11 protein-coding genes and 1 other annotated feature are annotated in these 13082 nt (G+C 29.1%); of the genes, 9 read left to right on the top strand and 2 right to left on the bottom strand.

Features of this window, described 5'->3' with window-relative positions:
- Window positions 1-9: 9 nt before the first annotated feature.
- Window positions 10-1305, top strand: a complete 1296-nt coding sequence (gene lysA, locus KQI18_RS00445; protein ID WP_216465529.1) for a diaminopimelate decarboxylase — start codon at window positions 10-12, stop codon at window positions 1303-1305.
- Between the two features lie 167 nt (window positions 1306-1472).
- Window positions 1473-2141: a hypothetical protein gene (locus KQI18_RS00440; protein WP_216465528.1), complete on the top strand. Its 669-nt coding sequence runs from the start codon at window positions 1473-1475 to the stop codon at window positions 2139-2141.
- A 138-nt stretch (window positions 2142-2279) separates the two neighbouring features.
- Here the strand turns inward: KQI18_RS00440 and KQI18_RS00435 are convergent, their stop codons facing one another.
- On the bottom strand, window positions 2280-3356 hold the full coding sequence (locus KQI18_RS00435; protein WP_216465527.1) for an AI-2E family transporter: 1077 nt from the start codon (window positions 3354-3356) through the stop codon (window positions 2280-2282).
- Window positions 3357-3534: 178 nt separating this feature from the next.
- On the opposite strand from KQI18_RS00435, the gene KQI18_RS00430 reads away from it, so the two are divergent.
- The 7 genes from KQI18_RS00430 to clpB all read left to right on the top strand — a co-directional run bounded on the left by KQI18_RS00430 (window position 3535) and on the right by clpB (window position 12115).
- Window positions 3535-4251 carry a pseudouridine synthase gene (locus KQI18_RS00430; protein WP_216465526.1) on the top strand — a complete coding sequence of 239 codons (717 nt, stop codon included), beginning with the start codon at window positions 3535-3537 and terminating at the stop codon, window positions 4249-4251.
- Between the two features lie 125 nt (window positions 4252-4376).
- A complete protein-coding gene (locus KQI18_RS00425) occupies window positions 4377-4952 on the top strand; it encodes a class I SAM-dependent methyltransferase (RefSeq protein ID WP_216465525.1) in 576 nt (191 codons plus the stop codon).
- A gap of 246 nt (window positions 4953-5198) precedes the next feature.
- Window positions 5199-6071: a MurR/RpiR family transcriptional regulator gene (locus tag KQI18_RS00420; RefSeq protein ID WP_216465524.1), complete on the top strand. Its 873-nt coding sequence runs from the start codon at window positions 5199-5201 to the stop codon at window positions 6069-6071.
- 297 nt (window positions 6072-6368) lie between these two features.
- Window positions 6369-6577: a binding site (T-box leader), on the top strand.
- Between the two features lie 493 nt (window positions 6578-7070).
- A complete protein-coding gene (gene argF, locus KQI18_RS00415; protein WP_216465523.1) occupies window positions 7071-8084 on the top strand; it encodes an ornithine carbamoyltransferase in 1014 nt (337 codons plus the stop codon).
- A 362-nt stretch (window positions 8085-8446) separates the two neighbouring features.
- A complete protein-coding gene (locus KQI18_RS14065; RefSeq protein ID WP_257432582.1) occupies window positions 8447-8785 on the top strand; it encodes a replication/maintenance protein RepL in 339 nt (112 codons plus the stop codon).
- A gap of 1 nt (window position 8786) precedes the next feature.
- Window positions 8787-9383: a hypothetical protein gene (locus tag KQI18_RS00405; RefSeq protein ID WP_216465522.1), complete on the top strand. Its 597-nt coding sequence runs from the start codon at window positions 8787-8789 to the stop codon at window positions 9381-9383.
- Window positions 9384-9517: 134 nt separating this feature from the next.
- Complete coding sequence (gene clpB, locus KQI18_RS00400; RefSeq protein WP_216465521.1) at window positions 9518-12115, top strand: ATP-dependent chaperone ClpB; 2598 nt, start codon at window positions 9518-9520, stop codon at window positions 12113-12115.
- A gap of 73 nt (window positions 12116-12188) precedes the next feature.
- Here the strand turns inward: clpB and KQI18_RS00395 are convergent, their stop codons facing one another.
- Complete coding sequence (locus KQI18_RS00395) at window positions 12189-13046, bottom strand: YitT family protein (protein ID WP_216465520.1); 858 nt, start codon at window positions 13044-13046, stop codon at window positions 12189-12191.
- Between the last annotated feature and the right edge of the window lie 36 nt (window positions 13047-13082).

The raw sequence follows: 13082 nt of genomic DNA, 5'->3' as shown, positions 1-13082 counted from the left end.
GAGGTAGACATGAGACTACACGGGAGTATGCAGATTACAGGAAATGAACTTAGCATCGGGGGAGTACCTTGCACAGAACTTGCGCAGAAATACTCAACACCTCTATATGTAATGGATGAAAAACTAATAAGACAAAACTGTAGAGAGTATATAGATAATTTTAGAGTGAAAGAGGGAAAAAATAAAGTAGCTTATGCTGGAAAGTCTTTTTTACCTACCTATATGTGTAAGATTATAGATGAAGAAGGAATGAACCTTGATGTTGTTTCTGGTGGAGAGTTGTATACTGCTTATAAAGCGGGCTTTCCAATGGAAAAAGTACTATTTCATGGGAACAATAAAACTAAAGAAGAAATAAGTATGGGTATTGAGTATGGCGTTGGTAGATTTGTAGTAGATAACTTTTATGAATTAGATTTAATTGAACAGCTATGTAAAGAAAAAGATAAAAAACAAGAGATATACTTTAGAATAACACCAGGCATAGAGGCCCATACACATGAATACATCAAGACTGGTCAAATCGACTCTAAGTTTGGATTTGCCCTTATCAATGGAGACCTTGACAGAGCTATTGAAAAGCTTCAAAACTATTCTTTTATAGAGTTGGTTGGTCTTCATGCTCATATAGGATCTCAAATATTTGATATAGAGCCTTACCTTGATGAAGTAGATATAATGATGAAACTAGTAAAAGAAGTCAAAGAGAAGTTTGGTGTAGAGCTTACAGAAGTTGATTTAGGTGGTGGAATGGGAGTTTATTATACAAAGGAAGATTCACCAATAGAAATAAGAGATTTCTGTAACGCTATAGTAACTAGGGCTGATGAAACATGCAAAAGCTTAGAGATTGATGTTCCTACATTGGTAGTTGAACCAGGAAGATCTATTGTTGCAAATGCTGGGAGTACTCTTTACACTGTAGGGTCAATAAAAGATATAAAAGATGTTAGAGTGTACGTTAGCGTAGATGGAGGAATGACAGACAATGTTAGACCTTCGCTATACCATGCTGGATATGAATGTAGTATAGTAAATAAAATAAATAACGAAACTGTAAATAAAGTTACAATAGCAGGAAAGTGTTGTGAGAGTGGAGACATATTGATTGCTGATACTGACATAATGCACATAGAAAGTGGAGACGTCTTAATAACTACTTCAACAGGGGCATATGGATATTCTATGGCATCAAATTACAATAAAATACCTAGATCTGCAGTAGTTACAGTGTTTGATGGTAATGATAAATTGATATGTAAAAGAGAAAGTTATGAAGAATTACTTTCTTTAGAAGTTAGATAGAATTTAAAACATATTTGATAATATTCTATGTTTTATTAAGTATAAGAGACAATATAGAACAAAAATTGTAATTGTATTACATGATTTGATAATTTAACTTACTTTTCACTATTTCAAAATAAATCCAATTGTGATAGAATTTATACTATATAGTGAGGGGGGTTTAGATGAGGACAAAGATAATACTGTTAATTACATTAGCATCCTTGCTTTTTGTAGGATGCTCATTTAATAATAAAGAAGTAGACTACTTTGAACTAGGTACACAACAATTAGAAGATCATAAGTATAAAGAAGCTATGAGTAGTTTTTCAACCGTTCTAGATGATGATGACACTAATCAAAGTGCTAAAGCAATGTATCTACAAGCAATGAGGATGTCTAAAGCTCTTAAATTTGAAAAAGAAGAAAATTATCAAAGCGCAATAAAGCAACTTGGATTTATAGCTAAAATAAAAAATGGATCTCCTACAATAAAAAGTGAAGCTGCTAAGATGAATAAGAAATTTAAAAAAATTGTAGAAGATGAAAAGAACGATAAAGAGAGTAGAAAAGATAATGCTAAAAACAGCGCAAAAGATGATATAAGCAGAGTTGAACATGATGCAGCGAACGCACAGTACGGTATAAGAGTTAAAGAGAATAAAAACAAAAACCATAATAATTCAAATGGCGAACTAAGTTCAAATGAATCGTCAGATTCGAGAGACACAAACTCAGGAGGGCCATCTGAGTCTAATACAGGGGGTTCACCTGAATCAGGTGGATCAAATGGTTCCACAGAATCTGGGAATGGCCAAGGTGAAAGTGGAGAAAATGTCTCCCCAAGTGAGTAGAATATAATTACAAATTAATTTAAATAAAGAACAAACCTACTCAAGCAATATTATTCGGGTAGGTTTGTTTTTTTTATATTATAAAAAATAATATAAATATTTAATAAAATATCTTTTTAACTGAAAATATCGAATTAATTATAATCTTTTTTTTATATAATCACAGATTAACACATTCATTATAGCTGCTATCGGAATCGATATAAATAGACCCACTAAACCGAACATCTCGCCTCCAATAAGGACAGCACTTATAATCCAAAGTGGACTTAGTCCAACTTTGTTTCCAACAACCTTTGGACCGATGAAATTGCCATCTAATTGTTGAACTACAAATATAAATACAGAGATCCAAATAGCTTTTAAAGGACTGTAGATAAGTGTCATACTTACTGGTAAGAATGCACCTATGAATGGTCCGAAATAAGGTATCATATTGGTTAAAAATATAATGAAAGCAAAGAAAAAGGAATTCTCTATTCTGAATATAAATTGAAATCCTAAAAATACGATTATACCTACAATTAATGACTCTATAAATGTACCGACTAGGTAGTGATAGAAAATCTCATGTGCCATTTTACAAAATTCAATAATCTTATCAGTACGGTCTTTATTGAGAGATGCATACAAAAGTCTTTTAAATCCTCGAGCTATTTTTTCCTTATCATACAGCATATAAATTGATAAAATAACTCCCATAATAATATTAAATATTAAAGAGGTTATACTGAAAATATACACAATTAAATTAGTTGATAAATCCGTAAGAGCATTTACACCTCGACTTAGTATACTATTTAGATTTTGTTGAAAGTGAGGTAGAGTAGCCTCAAAAAATTCTTGCCTAGAGATCTTTTTTTCTAAAGAAGAATTTAAAAAGTCAATATATTTTGGAATTTCCTTTATAATGCTATTTAGTGTGTTTATAGTAGCGGGAATAAGTAATTTAAAAATAATAAAGATTAGTATTGATATAATTATATATGATAATAATATGTTTATTAATCTATGTGTATTAAATTTATTTTCAAAAAACTTTACTAATGGATCTATTAGTAACGCCAACAATATACCTATTAGAAATGGACTAAAAAATCTAGCAAGGCTTCCAATTCCTGATATAAAGATTCTCGGGTTGTCAATAATTTTATATATCAAAAGAGATATTGAAATAATTATTATGTAATTTTTTATGTTTTCTTTTGTAAACATGTGACCTCCCATAAATTTATTTGATTTAAAACCTAATATATAGTATTACAACAAATCTTGAATTAATTACAAATAATGAAAAATTAATCTTTAATAATTTTATTTTTATACAGGGTTATAGTAGAATATAATTAATAACAAGATAAAATAGTTGTGATTAGAAATAAAAGGAGAAAATATGAGAATAAATAAATATATTGCAAGTTGCGGAGTTTCATCAAGAAGAAAAGCCGAAGAACTTATAAATTCAAGTAGAGTAAAAGTAAATGGTGTGATAATAAATGAACTATCACACCAAATTGATGAATTAAAAGATAAAGTGGAGGTTGATGGTAAATTAATATCTTTAAGCAATAAAAATGTCTATATTGCGCTTTATAAACCAGAGGGCTATATAACTACAGTTAAAGATCAATTTGGTAGACCAAATGTTTTGGACTTAATAAAAGATATAGAAGAAAGACTTTACCCTGTAGGTAGACTAGATTACGAAACTAGTGGACTGTTATTACTTACAAATGATGGTGATCTGACTTTCAAGCTGACACATCCAAAGCATAATGTAGATAAAGTTTATAGGGCAAAACTAAAAGGTATACCGAATGATACTGAAATAAAGAATTTTGAAAGAGGTCTTGAGATAGAAGATTATATTACAGCTCCAGCTAAAATTAAAGTACTCAAATCATTTAAAGATAAAGGTTACACTGAATGTGAAATAAGAATACACGAAGGTAGAAATAGACAAGTAAGAAAAATGTGTAGAGCAATAAATCATCCAGTACTTAAATTAAAAAGGGTAAACATGGGTGAAATAGGACTTAAAAACCTAAATGAGGGAGAGTACAGACATTTAACGAGTCAAGAAGTAAATTATTTAAAGAATATTAAATAGAGTAATAAATTATTTTAAATTAGAGTAATAAATTATTTTAAATACATTAAATAAAGATCTTTAAATTTAAAATATATAAAATAGTTAAATGATAAAATAACAACTTTATATTAGAGGAGAAACAAATGAAGAAAGCTAAATATTTAACCAAAATAACTGACATTAATAAGATTTATTTAGAAAATATTATAAATAGTGGAGATACTGTAGTCGATGCAACTATGGGTAATGGTCATGACACTAAATATTTAGCGGAGGCAGTCGGCCCAAATGGATATGTTTATTCATTTGACATACAGAAGAGCGCGATAGAATCCACTAGAAAATTATTAGAAAAAACGAATTTAGATAAGAATGTAAAGCTAGTATACGATGGTCATGAAAATATATTAAACTATGTTTCAGAGGAAATTTCTTGTGTTTTATTTAATTTAGGGTACTTACCGAGAGCAAATCATGATATAATAACTAAGCCAGAGACAACTGTAAAAGCGTTAGAAGGAAGTTTACAATTATTAAAACCAAATGGTGTAGCGTGCATAGCTATTTATACAGGTCATACTGGAGGTTTAGAAGAAAGAAATGCAATTTACACATTTGCAAAAAATCTTTCACAAGAAGAATATAATGTACTTGAATGCAAATTTTTAAATCAAATAAATAATCCACCTCAACTTATAATGATAGAGAAGAAAAAGTAAATGCAGTTTAAGAAAAACTTGACATTAGTAAATTAATATATATCATATTAATTGTAAGGGTGTATATTTAATACATAGATTTAAAATTTGATATACAGAATAGGTCGATATTATTCGAACAGAAGTTACAGAAAATTTGTGAAATTAATTGAAAAAATTTAAATATGAACATCATAATCTTTTCTACAAACTTAGTTAAAAAATTAAGGTATTAGAAATGATTTTATATACGAAAGGAAGATAAAAATGGATGATATAAAAGATATGAAGGATGGAAAACACCTAATATCAACTATTCAGTCGCAGTACACAAGATTAAGCAAAGGACAAAAACTTATAGCACAGTATATTTTGAACAATTACGATAAGGTTGCTTTTATGACTGCGTGCAAATTGGGCGAGACAGTTGGAGTTAGTGAATCTACTGTAGTAAGATTTGCAAATGCACTTGGATACAATGGTTATCCAAAATTACAAGCAGCGTTACAAGAGCTAATTAAAAATAAACTTACTACAGTTCAAAGAGTAGATATGGCCAATGAATACTCTAGTGATTTTGCAATACTAAATAAAGTGTTAAAAAGCGATATAGACAATATAAGAGATACGCTTGAAGAAATAGATGAGAAGGCTTTTGAGGAAGCTTCAAATAAGCTACTAAAGGCTAGAAAAATTTACATTTTAGGCGCTAGGAGCTCGTTTGTCATTGCTCAGTATTTAGGATTTTATCTTGATGTAATATTGGACAATGTTCATGTAATTAGAATGGACATGGGTGATGCTTTTGAACAAGTTGTAAGGATGTCTGATGAAGATGTAGTTATAAGTATAAGTTTCCCAAGATATTCAAAGAAATCTTATCAAATAGTAAGTTATGCGAAAGAAAAAGGAGCACATGTAATATCTATCACAGATAGTTTATTTGCACCAGTTGCTTCTCTATCAGATAATACACTTCTAGTGAAAAGCAATATGGCATCTTTTGTCGATTCATTAGTACCGCCACTAAGTGTAGCAAATGCACTTGCTATTTCTGTTGGTATGAAAAAGAAAGATGATATTAAACAACACTTTGATGATTTAGAGCAAATATGGAAGAAGTACTCTGTATACGAATAAAATTAATTATAAAATTATATTATTTACAAAATGCATGAATTATTATATATAAAAATCTATAAAATGACTTTAAAATATCTTAAAGTTAATAATAAAATTATAAAAAAGCTAGCTAATTTTTTAGTTAGCTTTTAGTTTATTTAAAAGTAAAATTAAATTAGTCTTTAAGGAAATATTTATTTCCTTATTTAGTGACTACCATAAAAAAATATAAAATTATTTATATATTTAAAAAATTTGAAATTTATTATTGACATATAATTTAAAATAAATTAAGATAAATAGAAATAATAAAAAGTTAATCCTGAGATAAAGAGAAGTATCAATTGACTAATTAATAGAGAGTCGAGGATGGTGGAAGCTCGATAGTGATGTTTTTGTGAATAGAACTTTTGAGGATATTGCACGAAGTATAGTATTGCAATAGGTTTTCTCGCCTTAAGAGATTGAGTGGGTAAGTTTCTTATCAATAAGTGTGGTAACGCGGGTGTATATTCGTCTCTTGGTCTTTGGCTGAGGGACTTTTTTAATTTAATTAATATTTTAATATTAGTTTAATTAAAATTTAGCTTACGTTAGATAGTATATTTTATTGTTTTACACTTATTTTTTAAGATTAGTTTTACCAAGAAGAGTGGTACCGCGGATATTCGCCTCTTAGCATTTATTGCTAAGGGGTTTTTTAGTTTTAAAATAAATTAAAAAACTAGGGAGTGATAGTTTTATGGGAAAAATAAAAGTAGGAATTATATGGTCTACAGGATACATAGGGTTTGAGCTTATAAAATTACTGACGACTTATAAGTCACAAAGAAATAGGGAGATTATATAAAAGATTTTTTATGGGATTTAAACAATGGCAAAATTGTTGATATAAGGAGGGATGGATTGATGATAGGAGTGGAAGTAAATATTGAAGCAAATACAATTAAAGAGGAGGACGAGGAGGACTTATTATATTAAAGGGCTGCTTAAATAAGGTGAAAGGATGTACAGTATATGAATAATATTAGTTTAAAGGGAAGAAATTTTTTAACATTAAAAGACTATACAAGAGAGGAAATAAAGTATTTATTAACTCTTTCAAGCTATCTAAAGACTAAAAAAAAGGTCGGTATTAAAGGCGATCTACTGGAAGATAAAAATATAGCATTGTTATTTGAAAAAATATCTACAAGAACCAGATGCTCTTTTGAAGTTGCTGCTCACGATGAAGGAGCTTTTACTACATATCTATCACCCACTGATTGTCATATGGGTAAAAAAGAGTCCGTTGCAGATACAGCTAAAGTCTTGGGTAGATATTATGATGGTATAGAATTTAGAGGGTTTAAACAGGAGACAGTAGAAACCTTAGCTGAATTTTCAGGGGTTCCAGTTTGGAATGGTTTAACAGATGAATATCATCCAACTCAAATATTAGCTGATTTTCTGACTATTACTGAAAATGTAGACAAAGATCTAGATAAGATAAAGCTTGTTTATGTAGGAGATGCTAGAAATAATATGGGAAACTCATTGATGATTGGATGTGCCAAGATGGGCATTCATTTTGTTGCACTTGCTCCCATGGAACTATGGCCAGATGAAAACTTATTTAATGAAATGGAAGAGTTATGTAAAAAATCTCATGGAAAAATAACTTTGACAGAAGATCTAAATAATATTAAAGGTGCAGATGTAATCTATACTGATGTATGGGTTTCTATGGGAGAAGAAGAATTATTAGAATATAGAATAAATCTTCTAAAGGATTATCAAGTAGATATGGATATGATAAAAAAGACGGAAAATCCAAAGGTTATATTTTTACATTGTTTGCCTGCATTTCATGATTTAAATACAGAAATAGGAAATAGGATACATGAGAAATATGGATATAAAGAACTAGAAGTTACAGATGAAGTGTTTAGTTCTAATTATTCAAAAGTTTTTGATCAGGCGGAGAACAGAATGCATACAATTAAAGCTGTTATGGTCTCAACTATAACAGAAAAACAAATTCAAATTTAATGTTAATACAAATTAAATTAAGGTTTATATACAAATATATACCTAGTAGGAAATTAAATAAAAAAAATTTAAAAAACATAAAAAAATATAGTAAATTAATATTAAATAATTGAAATTACACAATTCTTAAAAGAAGAGAAGTTCAGCTAATAGATAAATAAAAGTTTATCTATTAGCTGAACTTTTTCGATTTTAAGCTTTGACATGTATAATTTTTTGTAATATATTTACTTTAGATATAAAAAGATAAAGAGGGTGAGGATATTTTTAATTCAAATAAAATAGCAAAAAAAGATTTAGAGGATCATTATACGGAGAGCAGAAATATTACCTTAGAGAAAAATAAATATTCTAATATATCGTTGAAAAATTATCTAAAGGTTGTAGAAAATTCATATACAAAGAAGAATTTAATTCCATTAATGCTTTTAAACCTAATGGATAAGAATAATAAAATTTTTATGACTCTCGAAGAACTATCAAAAGAATTTGATTATCCTAAGACGACTCTTTCATCGAATTTTTCAGATCTTAAAAAAAGAGATTTTTTGCAAAGAGTAAAAAATGGGGAGTATATGATAAATCCTTCTATTTCTTATAGTGGTAGTAAAATGGATAGGAGAAAACTATTAGATGAATACAATAGTTTGAAGGTAAAAAAAGATAATGTTAAAAAGATGACGAGGGAAGAAGGGTTATAAGATGAGTTTAAAAGTTGATAGAAATATACTACAATGGTTTGATCGTTTCTTTGAAGAGGAAGCAACAACACTTAGACAACACAATTTCCTGAGTAATTACTACCAAGACAATGTTCATAATAAAAATAATGCTGCTTTTACATTAGAGAAAAGTAATACGAACTATTGGAAATTGTATTTTGAACTACCTAATGATTATATAATCAAGTTAAGACAAAATGTCCATCCACTGTTTAGAGAATATATATATGAACAAATATCGATATACAACAATAGTCAAATTTACAATTTTTTAAATACTAATGTACTCAGAGTTTTTGATAATGTAGCTGAATATAAGTATGATTATATTGAAAATATATATGTAATTGATTACAATAACAGTTTTTTAGATAAATGTAGAAATTTAATAATTGGGGAAAATAGATTACTAAGTGAGAATTTGTATGTAAATGCGAATAAGGCAAACTGTATTAATTTCTTTAATAAAGATAAGAGTTTTATACTTACTCTTAAATTTGATTCTTATGACGATGAAAATCTTTTAGACAGTCTTTTAGATCTTAGAAAATCAATAATAATAAATGAAAAAATATAAATATAGCAGGCTTTAATAGAGTAATTTAATTACTAAAGTTTTCTGTAAACTTTAAAAGTTTATAAGATAAATTCTGCTATACAAATAAAGCTAGATATCTAATATGAAAACAAATTGAAGAAGGAGTGAATTCAATGGACGTAGAAAAAATGACAGTTAGAGTACAAAAAAGTTTAAATGAAGCATTCAATGAGGCAGTTAAAAATCATAATCAACAAGTAGATGTAATCCATCTTTTCTCAGCGCTTATAAATCAAGAAGATGGATTAATTCCAAATATAATTGAAAAAATGGATGTATCTGTTAATGCGCTTAAAAATGCAATAAATTTTGAAATGGACAAACTTCCTAAAGTATACGGAGAAGGTGCAGATTCACAAGGAGTAACTGCTACTAGACGAATAAATGAAGTTCTCATAAAAGCAGAGAGTATCTCAAAAGAATTCAAAGATGAGTATATAAGCGTAGAGCATGTAATGCTAGCAATTATAGATATTGAGGCAAATAATGTAGTTGGAAAGATATTGAAACAATATAATATAACGAAAGGTGAATTTTTAAAAATATTAAATCAAGTTAGAGGAAATCAGAGGGTCGATACGCAGGATCCAGAGGGAACGTATGATGCACTTGCAAAATACGGAATCAACTTAGTTGATTTAGCTAAAAAACACAAACTAGATCCAGTTATAGGCAGAGACGAGGAGATAAGAAGAGTAGTAAGAATTCTTTCGAGAAAGACAAAAAACAATCCTGTATTAATAGGTGAACCAGGTGTAGGGAAAACTGCTATAGTTGAAGGTTTAGCTGAAAGAATTGTTAGAGGAGATATTCCAGAAGGTTTAAAAGATAAAATAGTATTTTCTCTTGATATGGGATCACTTATAGCAGGTGCTAAATACAGAGGTGAATTTGAAGAAAGATTGAAAGCAGTTTTGAAGGAAGTTCAAAGCTCTGAAGGTAGAATAATATTATTTATAGATGAAATTCATACAATTGTAGGAGCTGGTAAAACAGAAGGTTCTATGGATGCTGGTAACCTTATTAAACCAATGCTTGCAAGAGGTGAACTTAACTGTATTGGAGCAACTACTTTCGATGAATACAGAAAATATATCGAAAAGGACAAAGCATTAGAAAGACGATTCCAACCAGTAGTAGTTTCGGAACCTACTGTAGAAGATACTATTTCTATATTAAGAGGACTTAAAGAGAGATTTGAAATACATCATGGTGTGAGAATACATGATAGTGCGATAGTTGCGGCGGCTAAATTGTCCGATAGATATATCCAGGATAGATTTTTACCAGATAAAGCAATTGACTTAATAGATGAAGCTGGAGCTATGATACGCAGTGAAATAGACTCTCTTCCTACAGAGTTAGATGTAGTAAGAAGAAAATTATTTACACTTGAGACAGAGAGAGAGGCACTTCTTAAAGAAAATGATGAAAATAGTAAACAAAGACTTGATGATATACAAAAAGAAATTGCAGAGCTTAAATCTAAAAATGATGAAATGACAGCCAAATACGAAAAAGAAAAAGGAAATATACTAGAGATTAAAAATTTAAAATCACAACTTGACGATGCAAAAGGTAAAGTTGAAAGATATGAAAGAGAATATGACTTTAATAAAGCTGCGGAAGTTAAGTATGGAGAAATTCCAGAGTTAGAGCAAAAGATAAAAGAGTATGAAGAGAAAATGCAAGAAAGCTCAGAAAATGCACTACTTAAAGAGGAGGTAACCGAAGAAGAAATTTCTAATATAGTTTCTAAATGGACTGGTATACCTGTAACAAGATTAGTAGAGAGTGAGCGACAAAAATTATTAAAATTAGAGGATGAACTTCATAAGAGAGTTATAGGACAGGATGAAGCTGTAATGGCTGTGTCTAATGCAGTTATACGTGCTCGAGCTGGTCTAAAAGATGAGAGAAAGCCGATCGGTTCATTTATTTTCTTAGGTCCTACTGGTGTAGGTAAAACAGAGTTAGCTAAGACATTGGCTAGAAATTTATTTGACGATGAAGATAGCATAATCAGAATTGATATGTCAGAATATATGGAAAAACACGCTGTTTCAAGGCTAGTTGGGCCACCTCCAGGGTATGTAGGATATGAAGAAGGTGGACAGCTTACTGAATCAGTAAGAAGAGCACCATATTCAGTAATTCTATTTGATGAAATTGAGAAAGCTCATGAAGACGTATTTAATATGTTCCTACAAATTTTAGACGATGGTAGACTTACTGACAATAAAGGTAAAACAGTAGATTTCAAGAATACGTTGATTATAATGACATCAAACATAGGTAGTAGCTATTTATTAGAAACTGGTGGAAATATAACTGAAGAAGCAAATGACATGGTAATGAGAGAAATGAAAATGAGATTCAAACCAGAGTTTTTAAATAGAGTAGATGACATTATTATGTTCAAACCTTTAGATAAAGAAAACATCAAAAAAATTATAGATATATTTATGAAAGATTTGAAAAATAGATTATGTGAAAAGAATATTTCAATAGAAGTAACAGATACTGCAAAAGAAACAATGGTTGAAGAAGGATATGATCCAGTATATGGTGCAAGACCATTAAAAAGATATATAGGAAATGTTTTAGAAACTACAATAGCTAAAAAACTAATATCAGGTGAATTATACAATGGATGTACAATTTTAGTCGATGGTAAAGATAAAAACATATCTATAAGAGTAAAAGGTTAATATATCAGCTATTAAAAAACTATTAAAAAACCTCCTGGTTGTAGGATAACAATTGGGAGGTTTTATCTACATTTTAAATATCGCTCATTTTAAATCCATTACCAACAGCTTCATGAATATCAGTGATTATTATAAATGAATTCGGATCCACTTCTTTAACTAATTTCTTTAATTTAACTACCTCTTTTTTTGCAACTACAACTAATATAACTTTTTTATCGGATCCTGTGTAAGCTCCTTCTCCGTTTAAAATAGTAGCTCCTCTTTCAAGATCTTCCATAATGATTTTGTTAATATCTTTGTATTTATCTGAGATAATCATAAATGATTTTGAATAGTCGAATCCCTCTATCATTAAGTCACTCATTTTTACTATAATGTAAAGTGCAAGAGTAGAGTATAGAGCTATTTCAATTTTACCAGTAACAATACCTGACAGAGCGACAACAATGCAATCTACAGCTCCCATTAAAACTGGAACACTTAAACTAGGGATATATTTGTTTAATAATAATCCTATAAGATCAGTTCCACCAGTTGTTCCATTTATTCTAAATATAAGACCATGTCCAAAACCCATTAGGATAGATCCAGATACTATTGCGAGAATAATATCATTTGTAACATCAATCATCGATAAATTTTCTGTTACTTTTAGAGCTATAGTAAGTAGTAAAATACCAAGTATAGTTTTAACACAGTCTTTTCTACTTAAAATCTTAAAAGCTAGAACAAATAAAGGCACATTTAATACTAAGTTAACGACCCATAATGGTATAGGAGAAACAGTATTTATAACCACAGCAAGACCTGTAAGTCCACCGGGTGCAATTGAATGAGGGTTAAAAAATAAATTAAGTGATGCGGCCATCAAAAAACACCCAACTATTAATATTAAAATTTCTAAAAAGGTTATTCTATCTTTTTTCATAAAATCACTCCTTTGTTTATATTATAATATGGTTTA

It is taken from the genome of Metaclostridioides mangenotii (assembly GCF_018917235.1).
Lineage (GTDB): Bacteria > Bacillota > Clostridia > Peptostreptococcales > Peptostreptococcaceae > Metaclostridioides.
This window is presented reverse-complemented; position numbering and strand designations above follow the sequence as displayed.